The organism is Gilliamella sp. B2717 (assembly GCF_026536675.1).
In the GTDB taxonomy this organism is placed as follows: domain Bacteria; phylum Pseudomonadota; class Gammaproteobacteria; order Enterobacterales; family Orbaceae; genus Gilliamella; species Gilliamella apicola_I.
Map to the genome: position 1 here is coordinate 111,304 of NZ_JAFNNQ010000040.1, position 19,008 is coordinate 130,311.

General features: G+C 34.7%; 16 protein-coding genes. 14 read left to right on the forward strand and 2 right to left on the reverse strand.

Annotated features, from left to right (window positions below):
- Nucleotides 1-403: 403 nt before the first annotated feature.
- From J3U35_RS06160 to J3U35_RS06210, 11 genes are all read left to right on the forward strand, one after another.
- The gene (locus J3U35_RS06160) at nucleotides 404-2,779 is read left to right on the forward strand and encodes a type VI secretion system Vgr family protein (RefSeq protein WP_267360245.1); all 2,376 of its coding nucleotides are present in this window, start codon (nucleotides 404-406) and stop codon (nucleotides 2,777-2,779) included.
- Nucleotides 2,779-3,678 (forward strand): hypothetical protein, encoded by a 900-nt coding sequence (locus J3U35_RS06165; protein WP_267352522.1) that lies wholly within the window; start codon nucleotides 2,779-2,781, stop codon nucleotides 3,676-3,678. Before J3U35_RS06160 ends, J3U35_RS06165 begins: the two co-directional genes overlap by 1 nt.
- A gap of 25 nt (nucleotides 3,679-3,703) precedes the next feature.
- Nucleotides 3,704-7,981 (forward strand): toxin VasX, encoded by a 4,278-nt coding sequence (locus J3U35_RS06170; RefSeq protein ID WP_267360247.1) that lies wholly within the window; start codon nucleotides 3,704-3,706, stop codon nucleotides 7,979-7,981.
- A gap of 6 nt (nucleotides 7,982-7,987) precedes the next feature.
- Nucleotides 7,988-8,683, forward strand: a complete 696-nt coding sequence (locus J3U35_RS06175) for a hypothetical protein (protein ID WP_267360248.1) — start codon at nucleotides 7,988-7,990, stop codon at nucleotides 8,681-8,683.
- Between the two features lie 34 nt (nucleotides 8,684-8,717).
- Nucleotides 8,718-9,401: a hypothetical protein gene (locus J3U35_RS06180; RefSeq protein ID WP_267360250.1), complete on the forward strand. Its 684-nt coding sequence runs from the start codon at nucleotides 8,718-8,720 to the stop codon at nucleotides 9,399-9,401.
- A gap of 32 nt (nucleotides 9,402-9,433) precedes the next feature.
- Complete coding sequence (locus tag J3U35_RS06185) at nucleotides 9,434-10,156, forward strand: hypothetical protein (RefSeq protein ID WP_267360252.1); 723 nt, start codon at nucleotides 9,434-9,436, stop codon at nucleotides 10,154-10,156.
- A gap of 3 nt (nucleotides 10,157-10,159) precedes the next feature.
- Nucleotides 10,160-10,372, forward strand: a complete 213-nt coding sequence (locus J3U35_RS06190; RefSeq protein WP_267360254.1) for a hypothetical protein — start codon at nucleotides 10,160-10,162, stop codon at nucleotides 10,370-10,372.
- A 169-nt stretch (nucleotides 10,373-10,541) separates the two neighbouring features.
- Nucleotides 10,542-10,814, forward strand: coding sequence for a PAAR domain-containing protein (locus tag J3U35_RS06195; protein WP_267352526.1), 273 nt, complete (start codon nucleotides 10,542-10,544; stop codon nucleotides 10,812-10,814).
- Nucleotides 10,814-12,016, forward strand: coding sequence for a hypothetical protein (locus tag J3U35_RS06200; protein ID WP_267360256.1), 1,203 nt, complete (start codon nucleotides 10,814-10,816; stop codon nucleotides 12,014-12,016). Before J3U35_RS06195 ends, J3U35_RS06200 begins: the two co-directional genes overlap by 1 nt.
- A 377-nt stretch (nucleotides 12,017-12,393) precedes the next feature.
- On the forward strand, nucleotides 12,394-12,606 hold the full coding sequence (locus tag J3U35_RS06205) for a hypothetical protein (protein WP_267360258.1): 213 nt from the start codon (nucleotides 12,394-12,396) through the stop codon (nucleotides 12,604-12,606).
- Nucleotides 12,607-13,253: 647 nt separating this feature from the next.
- Nucleotides 13,254-14,003: a glycosyltransferase family 25 protein gene (locus J3U35_RS06210; protein WP_267360260.1), complete on the forward strand. Its 750-nt coding sequence runs from the start codon at nucleotides 13,254-13,256 to the stop codon at nucleotides 14,001-14,003.
- 163 nt (nucleotides 14,004-14,166) lie between these two features.
- On the opposite strand, the gene pdxT is transcribed toward J3U35_RS06210, so the two are convergent.
- Nucleotides 14,167-14,757, reverse strand: coding sequence for a pyridoxal 5'-phosphate synthase glutaminase subunit PdxT (gene pdxT / locus J3U35_RS06215; protein WP_267360262.1), 591 nt, complete (start codon nucleotides 14,755-14,757; stop codon nucleotides 14,167-14,169).
- Nucleotides 14,758-14,759: 2 nt separating this feature from the next.
- A complete protein-coding gene (gene pdxS, locus J3U35_RS06220; protein ID WP_267360263.1) occupies nucleotides 14,760-15,647 on the reverse strand; it encodes a pyridoxal 5'-phosphate synthase lyase subunit PdxS in 888 nt (295 codons plus the stop codon).
- A gap of 148 nt (nucleotides 15,648-15,795) precedes the next feature.
- On the opposite strand from pdxS, the gene J3U35_RS06225 reads away from it, so the two are divergent.
- The 3 genes from J3U35_RS06225 (at nucleotide 15,796) to J3U35_RS06235 (ending at nucleotide 18,979) form a co-directional block, all read left to right on the forward strand.
- Complete coding sequence (locus J3U35_RS06225; RefSeq protein ID WP_267360265.1) at nucleotides 15,796-17,196, forward strand: PLP-dependent aminotransferase family protein; 1,401 nt, start codon at nucleotides 15,796-15,798, stop codon at nucleotides 17,194-17,196.
- Between the two features lie 29 nt (nucleotides 17,197-17,225).
- Complete coding sequence (locus J3U35_RS06230) at nucleotides 17,226-18,446, forward strand: MFS transporter (RefSeq protein WP_267352587.1); 1,221 nt, start codon at nucleotides 17,226-17,228, stop codon at nucleotides 18,444-18,446.
- A 269-nt stretch (nucleotides 18,447-18,715) separates the two neighbouring features.
- Nucleotides 18,716-18,979 carry a SemiSWEET family transporter gene (locus J3U35_RS06235; protein WP_081299178.1) on the forward strand — a complete coding sequence of 88 codons (264 nt, stop codon included), beginning with the start codon at nucleotides 18,716-18,718 and terminating at the stop codon, nucleotides 18,977-18,979.
- The last annotated feature ends 29 nt before the right edge of the window (nucleotides 18,980-19,008 follow it).

Sequence of the window (19,008 nt, forward strand, 5' to 3'; positions counted from 1 at the left end):
ATAACATAGCTACCACAAATTAAAATGGCTAGAAATATCGCTCAAATTTGTTAAACACTAACTATCAATTTTTAACGGCTGGATAAAATCATTCAAATTGGCTTTATTCAGCGCAATAAAAAACCAATAACTCTTCATACAGAACATCTAAAAAAGTAAATTTTTCTAGATGATATTGTCACTTTCTAAACAAAAAATAAAACTCACTCATCCCAACCCCTAAAAAAACCAAATTTACCTAAAATTACTGATTATTTATAATCATAATAAAAAATAAATAAAAATGTTGACTGTTTAAACAAAAGCCCCTATTTTGTAAACTTTAAATTTAATTTATAAAAAATTTACAAAACTTATAAAAAATACATTATAGAGTAAAGAATCAAAAGTAAGGATTTGTGGCATGAATATAATGGATAAGTTGACAAATAGTATTTCTTCACTTAGTGAAAATTTGCCTTTTGCTAGCTCTGCACTGAATAACTATTCCCTTTCAATTGAACGAATTGATGCTTCATCAAATATTTCAATATTATCGATTGAAGGAAAGGAACAAATCAATCAACCATGGCGATACATCATCAATTTAACAAGCCAAAATAAACAGATATCAATTAATTCAGTATTAAGCCAGGCAGCATCGTTGACTTTCCATCCACGGGGTAAATCACTTGAATTAAAACAAATAAGTTCACAAGACATTCATGATAAGCCCAGAACAATTTACGGGGTAATTACCGAATTTAGCTTAGTATCCATGAGCGAAGATCAAGCGCAATATCGAGTAGTGCTTGAACCAAGAATTGCACTACTATCTAACAATTATCAAAGTGCTATTTTTCAGAATAAAAGTGTAGTGAATGTTGTTGAAGAAGTATTACGAAATCATGGATTAACCGGTATTGATTTTCGATTTGAACTAAACGAAACCTATCCAGCTCGTGAATTTATAACTCAATGGCAAGAATCCGATTTAGTCTTTATCCAAAGGCTGCTTGCTGATGTAGGTATTTGGTTCTATTTTGAAACCCATCCAGAACATCACTGTGATGTCATGGTAATTAGTGATTACGAACAAGGGTTTGATAATGCGGGTAGCATCATTATTAGACAACCAAGTGGCTTAAATGATAAGCAATCTCATAGTGTATGGGATCTACAGTTCAGCAGTAAAACAAAACCAAATCAAGTAAGTGTCAATGATTACAACTACCGTATAGCAAACAACTCTCTACATGGTATAGCCAACAGTCAACCCAAAGATATCACAACGCGTGGTGATGATTATCGTTACGAAGAACATCATAAAACACTGGGTGACAAACACACAGTAGAAAGTGGACAATGGTATGCGAATATACGACATCAACACTACATATCTGAACAATTATTTATTTACGGTAAATGCAATAATTACACATTAGTACCCGGTCAACGCATTATCATTGAAGGATGCCCAATTAATGATATAAAAGATGGTATTATCATTCTGACTACAGAGTGTCAGGGTGATCGAACAAATTCATACCAAACTCATTTTACAGCAATCCCCTATGACGTATTAAAACCTTATCGCCCAGCCCCCCTTAAATGGCCTCAAGTTACGGGTACATTACCTGCACGAGTAACGAGCCCGGATGATGACACCTATGGATACATAGATACTAAAGGGCGTTATCGCATCAAATTCAATTTTGACTTAAAAAACTGGAAAAAAGGCGAAGAAAGTTTATGGGTAAGGCTTGCAAAACCTTATTCAGGTAATACTTATGGCTTCCACTTTCCGCTTATTGACTCAACCGAAGTCGCTGTAGCTTTTACCAATGGTAATCCAGACAGACCTTACATTGCTCACGCAATGCATGACAGTACCCATCCAGACCACGTTACGACGATTAACAAACACCGAAATGTTATTCGAACACCAGCTAACAACAAATTACGCATGGATGACAAACGAGGGCAAGAACATATCAAGCTGGCGACTGAATACGGTAAAACTCAGCTAAATATTGGTCATCTTGTCAATGAAAAGAAAGAAAAACGTGGCGAAGGTTTTGAACTACGAACAGATGAATGGGGAGCGATACGTTCGGGAAAAGGGCTATACATAACCACTGAAGAACAAGTTAAAGCCGGTAAAACTCAACTTGAAATGGGTAGCGCAATTGAATCATTACAACAAGCAAGTGAAATGGTCAAACGGCTTAATGAGCTGGCTGAAGCGGCCGAAGCTGAACTAGCTGATTTATCGACGCAAAAAAAACTATTAGAGCAAAGTTTAAATGAATTAAAAGAACCGGCAATTTTAAATTATGCACCTTCCGGTATTGCACACACAACACCAAGTTCAATCCAGCACAGTGCAGGTGAAAACATCATCCAAACAGCACAAAACACGGTAGACATCAATGCTTTCAAGCGTTTTATGGTGACTGCGGGCAATATGATCAGCCTATTTGCAAATAAAATGGGGATTAAAATATTTGCTTCAAAAGGGAATGTCGATATACAAGCGCAAAACGAAGAAATGCATTTAACTTCTAAACAAGATATGAAAATCACAAGTACAGACAGTGAAGTCATCGTATCGGCGAACAAAAAACTGACCTTAAGCTGTAATGGTGTTGCCATCGTATTAGAAAATGGCGAAATAAACTTTTATGCACCAGGTGATGTTAAAGTGAATGCTGCTAGTTTTGGCTTAATCAGTCCAGCGACATTATCCGTTGATCAAACAGCGTTACCATCAGGCAGTACATGTAAGGAAAATGCTTAATGAAACAGCAATTATTAAACCTATTAAATAGTGAAAGCAATCAACAATATTATCGATATTTACTCTTAGATCCACTTGTAGCCGTAAGCGAATTGGATTTTATCAGCCTCAATAATATTAAAGATCATTATGGTGAACAAGCGGTTACCCCTGTAATAAGAACAGACTTAGCCTACGATCTTGATGCGTGTCCACAGCTTGTAATACTTGGAAAACCTGAGCAACCGATTGAAGAACGATTATTAAAATTTAGTTTAATAGAAGCCGAAAGTGAATTATTACAAAGCAAGCGTTATGTCTGTAGTTGGCTAGTGAGCCAACATCCACCGAATATAATAGCTCAAATATTAGCTGACATAGGTAAATATTTAACTCAATTTATTGGCACAAAATTTGTTCCTTTTTATGAACCATTCCGCATGCAGTTATTACATCAAGGTAACATGATATGTACTGAATTTTTAGCGGATGTATTTAACAGTCTAATCAGTTACAGCTATTTAACCACTAATAAAACCATTTCGACAATCAATCGGTTAAATTACAAACCCGATTCATATAGTATTTTTCTTAGTGAGGAAGCAAAATTTTATCAACAACATATAAAAGTCATATTCGACATCTACTTATCTCAAGTTAATATTTATACCAAACTGGGCAAAGATGTGACGCAAATCAACTTAATTCAATTAGCTAATACCTATCAAAAAGCGTGTCAGTATGGATTAACAGATTTAAATGACCAAAAGATTTTTGTATTGATGTCATTACGTTATGGTGATTTGCTTAGTGTCAGCAAAATAAAAAATGCAATCGACCAAGCAAAACAAGATAAAGGAAGTCTGGCAGAAAGATTTCAAGCAATCGATAGGCAACAATTTTTATCAATAAAGCAATAAGATAGATAAATACAGGAATAGAAAAATGGAAAAGCAAGAAACAAACAAAACCACAGAAGAAGAACAACAAAAAAAACGAAAAGAAGAACAAGCCGCTGAACTCGAAGATCGCATTATTTATGCCGAAGCAAACAAAGATGGTAAAGACTCCCGTTCAGCTTTAGCAAATGGCGGTTGTGGCGTTTGTGAACGTAAAGGATTTCCCATTTTTCTAGTTCGAAAAGCCCCGATTAGTACAAGCTTTAGCTTAGCCCAACAAATGGGAGAAGCTATTAAATTTACCGATACAAAGCGTGAGCCACAAGTTGACTTGCTTACCCATAAATACGTTTATCGAACGTTACGAGTTGGTTACGTTTATATCTTAGTGAAACATAAAACCAAAGGATGGGAATTTTTAGGATACGAAGTGACACCATCAGGGGTATTTCGTCATAAAACCATTACTGACTTAAAAGAGCGAAACGTTAAAGAGATCCCCGCAGCGTGTACCAAAGACGGTAATAATCACCATATACCTGGATCCTTTATCAATATTGACATCACGGTATACGAAGGCGAAGCCTACATTGCCTATACCCGTCGAGCATGGTCTCAAGGTGAAAACAGTGCGGTAGAAAAGTACCTAAAATTGATGAATGAATCCTCGATCACAATTGATTTACCATCCAAACAAAATCAAGGAAATGATTCATCACAAAATGGGCAAAATAGTAATACCGAATCAGCAAAACGCAATACCAAAACTATCGATTTAGATACGGCGTTAAAACGGTTTACCAAAATCAATTTAAATCAGGCAGCTTATAAAGATCCCAACCAACTCACTGAAGGGGGTAAACGAAGTTTTGAATTCAATAAATTATTATCAGATAATTCATTATTAGAATTAGCCGCAAAACCGACAACCATCGTGCATAATGAAGGAAATGATGATGAAAATGATAATGATGATAAACAACTAATTGAAAATAAAAATACCTTTATTACAGCTCATAAATTCAACTCGTTACGAGATCGCCATAAAGCAAACAAAAAAGAGTATTTAGATTCTTGCGATGTATTAAAAAACCAAATTAATACATTTGAAAAAGATAAGCGTTTTGTCGTGCCAGTTGTAGTGATTGAAGATCCGTTTGGTATTGCAGAAGAGCTAAGCTTACAAAGACAGCTAAAAATCGAACCCATCACGCAGTTAATTATTCAATCGGAAGAAATCTATGCTAAGAAAATCGATGAAAATTACAAAAAAATCATTGAAGCAAACAAACGATTAGATGAAAAATACAATGCGATATTAAACAATAAAGAGCCTGCACATGATAAAAGTATCTTTGATGACATTAACGAACATCAATATTATGACACCTACCACTCGTTGAGTTCAAATATTATCAGTAAAGAATATTTTAAAGAAGAAAGATTGCATAAACGCAAAACTTTAGCGTTAATAAATGAATACCGCAACCAAATTATCTCGTCTGAAACAGCAAAAGCGAAGGATAAGGTATTTTATGACTATCATATCCTCAGAAACTTATCAGAAGGCTTTCCAATTATTGAAGATTTTCCTAAATCAGAAGGTTATTTAAAGCAAGGCTTTGTCGAAATAGCCATGAGCAAAGAGGAAAAAAGTAAACATTTAGAAAAATTTAAAGGTTTAATGGGCATAACATATCTTGATGTTAGAGCTTTCAGGCAAAATAACACTGCTGAACAAGCCGCAAATGAAAACATAGAAAAACAATTAGAAAAATACAACAGTTTAATCAACACGTCAGAAGAGCAAAATTTTATAGCGAAAGAACAAGCGGACTATAACAAGTTAGTTGGATCAATTGTTAAGCTTTCTCAAGACTACTTTTATTACTTAACCTGGTTATTTGGTTTCAATGGATGTTCACAATATGCCCCTTCGGCAATTAATCAATACAATGATTGTGAATTTTGGTTAATCGAGTGTGATACTAACTGTTCCAATAATCATGTTGGCTACCTAACCGATTTTATAAAACTGATTGATTTTACTTGTCTGGGTAATGTAAAAATGGAAGAACAATCAGCGGTATGGGATACCCTGCTTAACAATGCAGACAGTCTTTTTTATCACCTGATTGACGGTCAACAAGGCAGTTTTTGGGAGTTAGTTTTCAATAAACGCCTGGATATTATGCAAGACGAACTGGCATCACATTCGAGTTTTGCACCACAATTAACGAATAAAACCGAAGATCAAATTAAAGCTTATTTGCAACAGCAGTATGATAACGAACAAGCAGCGAAGCAAAAGCGTGTAGAGCAAACGAAAGTTCTTTTACAAGAACTGGAAGAAGATTTAGGGCAAGGCAAGTTAGCGAATAACTTTTTTGCCGAAAAAGGTGAACTTATGCTAAATCTCTATTTCATGCTATTTGCGCGTGTTTCAGCAGGATTGGCAAACCGCCCGCCAATGCAATCTCAAACCAACCAGAAGCAAGGTACAAAACAAGCTGACGGCTTGCAATTAAAAGTCATGCCATTAATTATTCAGAGTAATCTGGTCATTCATGGTTACTTAATGCTGTATATTAAGCTGCAAAATATCCCGGTTGCAAAATTATCTGAAGTTTTGAATTACTGGGAACCATTTGAAAGCAGTGACCAAGAACTGTCTTATAAAAATTACACCCTGACGGATGATATCCAAGACAGTACCATCGATTGGGATTTGGTGTCTACGTATGCCGATTATGCATCATTCGGATTACAAATAATCGAAATTGGCGCCAATAAAAAGATATTAGAAAATGGTATAGCGCTGTTTTATGCGATTAAAGAGTCGTTAACATTTGCATTAAATCGAGATTGGTTTAATGCAGCATTATCGTTTGGATTTGCCCAAAGCCGAAGCTTAAATATCGTCAACCAGATCAAAATTGATTTTTGTACGAGTATTTTGAAAAATATTAAAGAAACCCGCATAAGTACTCGTTTACCAAAAACAGCCGATATAGCAATCGGTATCGGTAATATGGCAGTCGCTGGCGTACAGTCTTGGGTGGCTCATACGCAATATTTGGAAAATTTGAAAAAATTAGACGATCCCACATTAAGTGAAACCGTTCGCTTTGAAATAAAACGTGATGTGCAATTTGGCTTATGTAAAGTAGCTGCAAACCACGCATCAACAGTTAGTGAAGTGTTATTGTTTCTGAATAAAACACTACCAAGAGTTTGGCGAAGAACATTAAGATTCAATAAAAGTATGAGATTGATTAGCAATAGTGTTCTTAAAGGTTCGGTAGGGGTAACAGCGGTATTAGGCTCAATAACCAGTTTTATCACTATACTCGAAGGGGGCATATTATTTTTAAAAGGTTATGCCAAAGGGGGCGAAGTAGGCACAGCCTATATGATTGCAGGTGGCTTGCAAATGTTCTCGGGTTTTGTTTTTTTGATTCAATCAGTTGGATTATTAGGATTATTTTCTGGCCCGATTGGTGCAGCAATATTTATCCTAGGACTAGTTGCGGGTGTTGCTGCTGCAATTATACAAATGATCTATAAAGATGAAACCGATGACTGGGATAAAATGCAAATCTGGTTTAATTACTGCCTATTTGGATTACAAAAACCAAGTGATAAAGGCGTACCTTATTTAGCCAACTTTGACAGCATGGCATTAGCCATCAATGACTTTATGGTGGCAAGAACAGGACTCTATGCGGTGCTTCAGTTCGACAATAACAAAATATACTATATGGACGAAATGAGGAAAGTAAAAGAAATCATAGAATTACAAAATCAAATGCCAAAAGTTGACGTCGGTTCCTATCCAATAGGCGGTTACGTAAATAATACACCTTTTTGTAAGGAAATATATCTTTCGGTGGGGTTACCTAATTTTGATACCAACATCAGTGATTATGAAGGAAAAATTCGATTTTTAGATAAACATACGCAAGAATTGGTGACGTTAAATATTAGTAATGGTGAAGAGTATCCGATTCTTACCTTTACGCAGGATTCGGTTGAAGATTTACTCATTAAACGAAAGGATCCTTTAAATCCAGTGACAATAAAAAGTAAGTTAGAGAAAAGTAAAGTTGGAAAAGTGGAATCTTACAATGATGCAATAGATGAAGATCAAAAAAAATTGGGTTACTTTCAAATCTTCTATAAAACGGGTGAATGCTATTTTTCGGCTAATAACGAAATCAATTTACAACTCTACTATTGGCCAACGGGCAGAACCACCAAAGATAATCAAGGCAATACAGTCGATGCCAATCCAATTATCATTTCGGATACATATAAAAGGTGATCATTTATGAAGCAAAAAAACAGTAAATTCATCAAACTATTAGCCCTATTGATTGCTGGCAGTAGTTTAGTTGGTTGCTATAATAAAGAAGAATTTAAACGCATTATTCAAGACGGTTTTGACAATGCACGAGCCAAAACAAAAGTAAAAGGCGATTTTTGTTATTACTTAGGAGATCTTCGATTCCCTTATACTGATGAGCCGGTGAAGGAAGACGACACAAGAGGAATGATCTGGAATAAACGTAAGTTGTCAAGGTCATTACCCCTATTTGCCGAAATTGGTTTATTAAGTCGACAACCCGTTGAGGGTCAATCGGGACTGTATCATTATGACTTAACTGACTTAGGTCGAGAATATTGGCATCAATATATTGATAACAGAGGTATAAGAACTAAATACCACAATGAATTTTGTTATGGACCGATCGTGGTGGAACGAGTGACAGATGTCACCAAAAATGAGTACACTCGAGCACAGGGTTATAGCTATAACGAAGTCAATCTTGAAGTAGATTTTGATTATCATGTTATCGAAGTGCCAGATTGGGTAATAAACAATAAAGAAAAACTGAATTCGATATATCCACAATCAGATGTAATGTTACCAAATGAAAGTTATTCGCATACCATAAAATTTTATGTGGGTAAGGATGATAAATTGTATCAAGATAATCTTTCCTATTTTCAATTTAAACCATAAATTCTAAACCATAAATTCAAAGGTTTTAAAAAAGATGAGTAAACTCACCCAACTACTAGCCCTATTGATCGCTGGTAGTAGTTTAATTGGTTGCTATAATAAAGAAGAATTTAAACGCATTATTCAAGACGGTTATGACAAAGCACGAGCCAAAACAAAAGTAAAAGGCGATTTTTGCTATTATTTAGGGGTACTAAAATTCCCCTATACCGATCAGCCAAAATTAGACGAAGACAGTCGGTGGACAACTTGGAATAAAGAAGATCTTGCTGTAAGTTTACCCCTATTTGCCGAAATTGGCTTATTAAGTCGACAACCTGTTGAGGGTCAATCAGGACTGTATCATTATGACTTAACTGACTTAGGTCGAGAATATTTATATCAATATGTTGAAAAAGGTGTTTCAGGACCTCTTCATCATACTCAGTTTTGTTATGGGCCGATCGTGGTTGATCGGGTAACAGATGTCACCAAAAATGAGTACACCCGAGCACAAGGTTATAGCTACAACAAAGTCAATCTTGAAGTCTATTATGAATATCATGTTAACGAAATTCCCGATTGGGTAATAAACAATCAAGAAAAACTTAATGCGGTATATACTCAGATAAAAGCAAGACTACCTGAAAAAACCTATAAAGATATAGTTAAATTCTCTGTAGGAAAAGGTGATGCATTATACCAAAATAGTTTAGGTTATAAACAGTTTAAACCGTAGAAAAGAGACCATAAATAACAAATAAAAAATTTATGAAACAAAAAAATAGAAAATTGACCAAGCTATTAGCGCTATTGATCGCGGGTAGTAGTCTAGTTGGTTGTTATAACAAAGAAGAATTTAAACGCATTATTCAAGATGGTTATGACGAAGCACGCGCCAATACGAAAGTAAAAGGCGATTTTTGTTATTACTTAGGGGTACTAAAATTCCCCTATACCGATGAGCCAAAATTAGACAAAGACAGTCGGTGGACAACGTGGAATAAACGTAAATTATCAAAGTCGTTACCCCTCTTTGCCGAAATTGGTTTATTAAGTCGACAGCCCGTGGAAGGGCAATCAGGACTGTATCATTATGACTTAACCGACTTAGGTCGAGAATATTGGAATCAAGATGTTGAAAAAGGCGTTTCAGGGCCACTTTATCATAATCAATTTTGTTATGGACCGATTGTGGTAGATCGGGTGACAGATGTCACCAAAAAGGAATATACCCGAGCACAAGGTTATAGCTATAACGAAGTCAATCTTGAAGTAGATTATGAATATCATGTTATCGATGTGCCAGATTGGGTAATAAATAATCGAGAAAAATTGAATGCGGTATATAGACAAGGAGATGTGAGATTACCAAATAAAAGTTATGTGCAGACTATAAAATTTTATGTAGGTAAAGATGATAAATTATATCAAAATAGCCAGCCCTATTTTCAACTTAAACCCTCAAGTGAAACAATAGACAATAGCAAATAATTTATGAAGCAAAAAAACAGTAAATTGACTAAACTATTAGCCCTAATGATTGCCGGTAGTAGTTTAGTTGGTTGTTATAACAAAGAAGAATTTAAACGCATTATTCAAGACCGTTTTGACAAAGTACGTGCTAATACAAAAGTGAAAGGCGATTTTTGCTATTACTTAGGGGTACTAAAATTCCCTTATACCGATGAGCCAATACTAATGCTATAAAAGGCATTCAAACAGAAATCTAAGACAAATATGAACCCAATAATTGTATAAAAACTAATGGAATATTAATTAAAGATAATAACTTTAATTTGAATGTTAATTAGCTATAATTAGTTGCAGTATAAACAAATAAAAAAGTTAACAAAGGTAAATAAAAAAGGAATTAAAAATGACTAATTTACGAGGCGTTATTCGTTTAGGTGATGATACTAATCATGGCGGTAAAGTTATTACCGCGTCAACCACAATGAAAGTAATGGGTAAACCTGTTGCTCGAGTCGGTGATTTAGTTAGTTGCCCCATTCATAAGCATGGTGTCAATTCAATTATAGAAGGTGAACCAACAATGACAGATCAGGGTAAAAAAATTGCTTTAGATGGGCATAAAAGTGCTTGTGGTTGTTCGTTAATTTCATCTATCTCTAAAGTAGGAAAAAGCTAATGCCCGTTAATCTAAATGCTATCCCTGACTCACTGCCTAAACAGAAAAAAGGTAACTTTTGGCTTTGGCTTGGTTTTCTTATCTTGTCTGTCGCTTTAGGTGTATTGGGTACTTTAATTTACAGTGTTTTTTATAACCTTTCTAATTTTTGGTTTATTTGTTTTTCGATTATTTTTCCAGTCTCAATATGGATGTTTTGTTTTTTTTATAATCTTTATATTCGTTTTTGTAATGATATATATATTGAAAATTGGAATATTGATTGTGAAATCGAACGCCAAGAGCTAATTGAATTTGCAAGACGAGGTTTATACGTGTTAAGTCATTCTCTTGAAACGCATCATGGCAAACAGGGTAGTGGTGTCGGCGTGGCTAACAATAAAGTGTTATTAAGTTCGATGCCTGTTGTTAGTGGTAGAAAGTCTATTGCATATAGTTCATTAGCTATACCTGAAAGTTTGTTAGGTAACTATATTGAACAACGATTAAAAGCAAAATTTGATGAGTGGAAACTTGAATACCAAACAATATTTAATCGTCTTTCTCCAAAATTAAATATTCATGTACGATTGTTCATTGATTCAGAACCAAGTATTGATAATCTTGAAGATATTTGGACACAAACCTTAGGAAAATTAATTAAACCTACTAGTTTTGAAATAAAAAACCCTAAAAATAGTACTTTATTCACTGAGTCATGGTTGGATCATCGTGATCATGATTCTGATTTATTAATTGTCATTGCTGGTCATCTTTTTCAAATACCTTCTGAAAATGAAGGCGAATTTTTATCGTTCATGTTGTTTGCTGGTGAAGAAGCGATTAATGATCCTTGTCTTTCTGATTTTAGAGAATCAGCTATTAAAGTCTATCGTAGTGAACAAACTCAAACATTAGAAGAAACAATCGACAAGGCATTACTTTGGGGTGATGGTAAAGATAAAGATTATGACGGAATTTGGACAAGTTTTATCAGTGAAGATCAAAACAAAGCGGTATTAAATCATTTAAATATTATTGATTTTAAACCAAATAATTTTTTTAGTGTCGATAATTCAATTGGTAAATCAGGTAATTGTGCTTTATGGTTGGCAACGGGATTGGCTATTGAACAAGCGTTAGATAGTAAAAATAAGCAGTTTATCTTAATTGGTCAACCTGAATTAACTGCTTCTGTTGTTGCTTATCCTCAGCTCAGTTAAAAGTAATGAGTGATGAATGACTTAAAATGTTCTTCATTTAGGCAATGGTATACAGCTTCGAGACGTTTTAACAATTAAAATGAACATAATTGACATTAGTTATTGTTGATTCGCGTTTAAATTATTTAACCATAACATTATGGAATCTAGTTTAAACTTTTTCGAAGCTTTTTAAGCATTCAAGAAATATCCGTAGTTGAAAATTACCGTTTAAAAATGGCGTTACGGTTAAGTAATATAAACATTTAATTTGTCTAACTAGTTGTAATAATTAAAAGTTTGTATATACAGTGACCGCACCGCAAACTTTAACAAATCAATAACATTCGCATATCTATAAAGTCTATGTTTTAAAGCAGAAACGAACTGGTAGCGAAGTGTTAAAACATCTTAGAACCCATCTCCCGTTTTTTTCTTGTGCGAAAACGCCTTTTTTAGAACTGCAAAAACTTATATTTAGTCAAGATCATTTATTATTAATGACTAAAAATAGCAAACAAATTAATTCATATCGATATCAGTCTAAACCAGACGATCAAGATTATTTTGATGAAAATATGGAGTTAAAAAAGAGTTTAACGGAAGCATAAAAAGAGCCATGAAAAACCCATGCATAAAAAAAATTGGAATGCCTAGGCTACCATGTTCATACCTAACTGATACGAAAAAACTGTTTAGAATAAAAAATCATGACAATGTTAACGTCGAAATTCTAAATTTACCAACGATGTTACGCGGTAAAACAATCGACCTAATGGAAAAATTATAATTGATAGGGCTACTTTGAATGCCGTTCGGTAAATTGATTTAAGTTAGATTATTTGTGCTCAGGGTTATCGAGCGCAATAATATGTAGGACTATTTTGCTTAATTGCATTCTAATACTACTTACTATTACATATATTTGTCAAAAAATAAAAAAAAACATGAACATTTAAATAATTACTAATTGTGGCACGAACGAGCATGAGTTATTTAAACTGATTTACTCACGTCAACTATTAGTAAAATCGAGAAAGGAATCGACTATTGGAGCATGAAAACACTATTTTTAAATATTTGGATGGATGTAAATAGACGACGATTTTGTCAAATCCTATAACAAACATTGGTTATTGTAATAATTTTATAGCTATGTAATCTAATTGTTTTTTAGTAAATTATTGTCAATTAATAATATCCAGTGTATATTTAGTGGTCGTATTATTTGTAAATAATGATTGAGAATATTTAATTAGTGAAAGTGTTTGTAATAAATTTGAGTAGTGCAGTAAATAGACGGGATAGAATTTCTAATTTATGTAAAAAATTGAAAATGGATTTTGAAATTATTACAGCGATTGACGGGCGTGAATTAGATGAAAATTTTATTAATGACAATGTTTATGATTATAAAAATTGTTTTTTAACGAAAGGTGAAATTGGATGTGCCCTCAGTCATATAGGTGTGTATAAAGAAATTATAAATCGGAGGTTACCTTATGCACTAATTATTGAGGATGACGCAATCTTCGATAGTAGAACAGTAGATTTTATGAGTGCATTCGAAAAAAAACCAAAAAACGGAATTTTTTTGCTAACTGGTGACGTCGAATACGCAAAAAATAAAAAAATGAGACTTGGCGATTTTAATGTTTTCCCAATAGCTAAGGCTATTCGCGCTACAGGCTATATAATTACATTTAAAACAGCAAAAAAGATGGTTGAGTTTCTAATGCCTATCAGATACGAGGCAGATATGTTTGAAATTTTCAGAACGTGCGGAAATATAAAAACATACTTTACCCTACCACATCTCATTGAAACCAACGATCGCGATAAGAACGATTCCTCACTTGAAGCGGAGCGCAAATTGGTTGTTGCTAATCGAGAAAATTACCGAAAAAAATTATATAGCCTAGAGAAACGACCTAAAGTCAATTTTATTGTTTCGATACTGCAAATGTTTTCAAAAAAAACTAAATATAGGAATTATTTTGATTACTGATTGCTAAACAAACGGTATGAGTTTGCAATATCAACATTATTAACATTAATACGTACTAATAGTAATTGGTATTTTTTACAATTGTGTTCCCTATACATATGGGTATAGATATTTAATAACACAGATTAAATATCTATCCCTTGTCTTTTGAAAATACTTCCCATCAACATTTATCAACAAAATATTTCATCACCCGATTATCGTTAGATAGCTCGGGATGAAATGAGCAGACTAAAATATTATCTTGTTCTGCCATTACACAGTGATCATCAATAAATGCCAGTTGTTTTACTGGGTTACCTGCATGGATGATATAAGGAGCACGGATAAAGATGGCTGGAATGTGCTTGCCAATTGACGCTATATCTAAAAAGGTTTCAAAACTTGCTACTTGCCGACCAAACCCGTTGCGTTCAACGGTAATATCCATTAATTCAAGAAGTTCAACTTCATGATGAGTGGTTGTCATACCACAAAGAACTAAGCCGGCACAGGTGCCTAAAATACCTCTGCCTTGACGGGCAAATTCTTTAATGGGACCAAATAGTCCATTTTGTTTAATTAGTCGGCTAATTGCGGTAGATTCCCCGCCTGGAATAATTAAACCATCTAACCCCGCTAAATGGTCAGGTTTTTTTACTGTCACCGCAATCACATTTTCGATACTCAGCAACATGGTTATATGTTCACTAACTGCGCCTTGCAAGTTAAGCACGCCAATTTTTTTTAACCGTAAGGGTTTGAGTGATTGCATCGTTACCATCCTCGTTCTTGCATTCTTTCGGATTCAAACAATTTACTGATCTCAATACCTTTCATTGCCTCACCTAATCCTTTAGATAGTTCTGCTAAGCGTGGATAATCGTCATAATACGTCGTTGCCTGTACAATCGCTTTTGCAAATTTTTCAGGATGTTGCGATTTAAAAATACCCGAGCCAACAAAAACGCCGTCTGCGCCAAGTTGCATCATCAAGGCTGCATCGGCTGGGGTTGCAATGCCTCCGGCAGCAAAGTTAACAACAGGTAATTTACCCAACTGTTTGATTTGTATGACGAGTTCATAAGGCGCACCGATTTCTTTTGCCAATGTCATTAGTTCGTCTTTAGATTTACTGTTTACCAATCGAATTTGTTCGTTCACTCTGCGCATATGGCGTACTGCTTCAACGATATTACCTGTCCCCGGTTCACCTTTTGTGCGTAGCATGGATGCCCCTTCACCTATACGACGTAGTGCTTCGCCTAAATCACGACAACCACAAACAAAAGGTACGGTAAATTCATCTTTGAGTAAATGGTACTGTTCATCGGCAGGTGTTAATACTTCGCTTTCATCAATATAATCAATGCCCATTGATTCTAAAATACGGGCTTCAACAATATGACCAATACGCGCTTTTGCCATAACAGGAATTGTAACCGCATTCATGACAGCTTCAACAATAGTTGGATCTGCCATTCGGGCAACACCGCCAGCAGCACGAATATCTGATGGAACCCGTTCTAGTGCCATAACTGCGACAGCGCCAGCTTGTTCAGCGATTTTGGCTTGTTCTGCATTCACTACATCCATTATCACGCCACCTTTTTGCATTTGTGCCATACCCCGTTTTACGGTCTGTGTTCCGATAATTTTATTCATCACGTCTCCTGTTTTAAATTAATTAATGCTTAGTTATATATTATTTAAAATTAACGATAGGTAAGATACAGCCAATTGGACTATAATTAGGTCATCCAATTTTTTATGCGTTGTCTGGCAAGGTTTAAAATGTTGAGTAATCGATAACATGTGGAATCATCAGAAATTAAATGCCTATCAAGGCGCACTTTTTAATAAAGTAAGTCAACTAATTGAATATTATATTGAGCAAGGCATATTGATTGCAGGCGAACGATTACCATCAGAACGTGAACTTGCTAACATTTTAAACATCAATCGAACAACGGTGGTTCGTGCTTTGGATAATCTCTCTGAACGAGGACTTTTAATCCGCAGGCAAGGAAGTGGAACATTTGTTAATGATAAAAAATGGGGTGTTCAGGCGTATACTTCAATAAATTGGAGGTTACCAGCACGTTTTTACCAAAATAAACAATCTCGTTATCAACAAAAAGTCGAACTGATACGACGTCAGCAATCTAACATCATCGATCTTGCTAATGGGGACTTACCCACAATTTGGATGCCCAAATTGTTATTACCCAATATCAGCTCAGATGAGCTTATCATGCATGAAAAAAATAGTGACCAATTACAGTTAGGTTTGCCAGCACTAAAAACGCAAATAGCCAATTACATGCAACAACGTTTTGCTATGTCGGTAGAGACATCTCAAATACTTATTACATCAGGCACACAGCAATCACTATTTTTAATTACCCAGGGATTACTTAAATCAGGCGATGCAATTGCTATCGAATCGCCTTCTTATTTTTACTCTTTGCCACTTTTCCAAGCAGCAGGGTTACGCTTATATGGGATTGAGTGCGATAATGAGGGTATTACCTTAGACAGTTTAAGTAAAGTCGTTAGTCAGCAACCCATAAAATGGCTGTTTCTCAATCCTATCTTTCAAAATCCATTAGGTTTTGTGATGAGTGATAAACGCAAAAAAGCAATATTAGCATTTTGTCGTTCGCAATGTATTGGTATCGTTGAAGATGATGCTTATAGTGGTTTAGCATTTAATTCTCAATTATCCATTTCACCCATTAAAAAGTTTGACCATCATAATCAAGTTATCTATTTAGGATCGCTTTCTAAATACATTGGTCGAAATATACGGGTGGGGTGGATGATAGCACCTCGTAATATTATTGAAAATCTAGCGAATATTCGTCAACATATCGATTCTGGGTTGAGTATTTTGCCGCAATTATTGGCAGAAGAATATCTAAAAAATCATTATTTCACTCATCAACACTTTTTGAGTGATCAGCTCAATTTTAAAGCGAATCAATTAATGGTATGGCTCAATAATTATTTTGATGACACAATAAATTATCAAAAACCTTTAGGTGGTTTTCATTTATATGCCCAATTACCTGTTAAATCATCACAACAAGAAATCGCTATTTTAAATCAATTGCTTGCTCAAAATATTATCGTATCACAAGGAAGTGATTATGGTGATAAATTAGGGTGGATACGTTTAAGCTATGGACATTTCAATCAGAATTTGGTTTGATCTTAAAAAATTACTATTATTTTTATGTTATGCAATATTCAACAAAACGCTCAATATCAACCAAAAAACTTTTATTTATTGCCGGTACAGGCTGGCTGTTTGATGCGATGGATGTCGGATTACTGTCGTTTATACTCGCCGCCTTAAAACAAGATTGGGGATTAAGTCCTGAACAACTTAGCTTAATTGGCAGTGTCAATTCTATCGGTATGGCGATAGGCGCTTTTCTGTTTGGGATCTATGCGGATAAAAAAGGACGTAAATCGGCATTTTTATTTACTTTATTAATGTTTAGTATTGCCAGCGGATTAAGTGCATTTGCTTGGGGACTGGCAAGTTTAGTTATTTTACGTTTTTTTATTGGTATGGGATTAGGCGGTGAATTACCGGTTGCTTCTACTTTAGTAAGCGAAAGTGTCGAGCCTGAACATCGGGGTCGAATTGTTGTATTACTTGAAAGTTTTTGGGCTGTCGGTTGGATTTTAGCTGCTTTAATCGCTTATTTTCTTATTCCTATTCCGGCAATAGGTTGGCGAGGAGCGATGATTATTTGCGCTATCCCTGCGTTTTATGCGCTTTACTTACGTTTTAACTTACCCGATTCATCGGCTTTTAATAGTTTGAATGCAAACTCTAAAAATGATTCGGTAATTAAAAAAGTTAATTCATTACTCACTTCAGAGTTTCGCCGTTCGACCATCATGTTATGGATAGTATGGTTTTGTGTGGTTTTTTCATATTATGGCATGTTTTTATGGTTACCTAGTGTCATGATGATAAAAGGATTTTCCATGATAAAAAGCTTTCAATATATTTTAATTATGACATTTGCTCAGTTACCGGGGTATTTTTCGGTTGCTTGGTTGATTGAGCGAGTAGGGCGTAAATGGGTGCTAATCACCTATTTATTAGGTACATTAATTAGTGCCTATTTATTTGGTGAGGCTAAATCTGTTAATCATTTACTCGTGTATGGTGCTTTTTTATCATTTTTCAATTTAGGTGCTTGGGGTGCTATGTACGCTTATACTCCAGAGCAATATCCTACCAATATTCGTGCAACAGGTTCAGGTATTGCTGCTTCGGTTGGACGTATAGGGGGAATATTAGGCCCTCTCATGGTTGGTTTTTTAATGGCTAAAGATATTCGTTTAAGTGTGATTTTTGGGTTATTTAGCTTATCTATTTTAATGGCAATAATGGCTATTGTCCTATTAGGTAAAGAAACAAAGCAAACACCATTAACCTAACTGTTTCCTAAAATGTGAGTTGTATAAATTCAGCGTTGACCTATACTAGTAAAGTCATCCGGTCGCTTCGTGTGATAAATAAATGATAAACATGAAGCGATAACACTGAATTTAACTTTAACGTTGATACCGTTGCTCAAATCTTTTCGTTCTTTATTAATTAATCTTTAGTCATGAATGAGTTTTATACCATTTAAACGTTTTCATTCAAAATGATGAGTATTGCAGTTATCAACATTATCGATTTAACTAATCATTAGGAGGTCATTTTGTATCTTTCAGCAAAAGCTTTCCATTATCTGGGTATTATTGCAACCATTGCTTCACTGGGTATGTACATTTCTTACATTCCACAAATCATTGATAATTTACAAGGTATGAAATCGAATCCTACTCAGCCATTAGCGGCAGCAATCAACTGTTCCTTATGGGTCAGTTATGGTCTTTTACGTGAAAAAAAGGATTGGCCTATTGCGATAGCGAATTCACCGGGGGTGATTTTTGGTCTTATCGCTTTTTTTACCGCCTTATAATTGTCAATGAAAGCGGAAGTATTTGCTTC

Excerpts from the sequence above, each read along its gene's own strand:
- J3U35_RS06160 (WP_267360245.1), top strand. The coding sequence starts at position 404 with ATGAATATAATGGATAAGTTGACAAATAGTATTTCTTCACTTAGTGAA.
- J3U35_RS06165 (WP_267352522.1), top strand. The coding sequence starts at position 2,779 with ATGAAACAGCAATTATTAAACCTATTAAATAGTGAAAGCAATCAACAA.
- J3U35_RS06170 (WP_267360247.1), top strand. The coding sequence starts at position 3,704 with ATGGAAAAGCAAGAAACAAACAAAACCACAGAAGAAGAACAACAAAAA.
- J3U35_RS06175 (WP_267360248.1), top strand. The coding sequence starts at position 7,988 with ATGAAGCAAAAAAACAGTAAATTCATCAAACTATTAGCCCTATTGATT.
- J3U35_RS06180 (WP_267360250.1), top strand. The coding sequence starts at position 8,718 with ATGAGTAAACTCACCCAACTACTAGCCCTATTGATCGCTGGTAGTAGT.
- J3U35_RS06185 (WP_267360252.1), top strand. The coding sequence starts at position 9,434 with ATGAAACAAAAAAATAGAAAATTGACCAAGCTATTAGCGCTATTGATC.
- J3U35_RS06190 (WP_267360254.1), top strand. The coding sequence starts at position 10,160 with ATGAAGCAAAAAAACAGTAAATTGACTAAACTATTAGCCCTAATGATT.
- J3U35_RS06195 (WP_267352526.1), top strand. The coding sequence starts at position 10,542 with ATGACTAATTTACGAGGCGTTATTCGTTTAGGTGATGATACTAATCAT.
- J3U35_RS06200 (WP_267360256.1), top strand. The coding sequence starts at position 10,814 with ATGCCCGTTAATCTAAATGCTATCCCTGACTCACTGCCTAAACAGAAA.
- pdxT (WP_267360262.1), bottom strand. The coding sequence starts at position 14,757 with ATGCAATCACTCAAACCCTTACGGTTAAAAAAAATTGGCGTGCTTAAC.
- pdxS (WP_267360263.1), bottom strand. The coding sequence starts at position 15,647 with ATGAATAAAATTATCGGAACACAGACCGTAAAACGGGGTATGGCACAA.
- J3U35_RS06225 (WP_267360265.1), top strand. The coding sequence starts at position 15,796 with ATGTGGAATCATCAGAAATTAAATGCCTATCAAGGCGCACTTTTTAAT.
- J3U35_RS06230 (WP_267352587.1), top strand. The coding sequence starts at position 17,226 with ATGCAATATTCAACAAAACGCTCAATATCAACCAAAAAACTTTTATTT.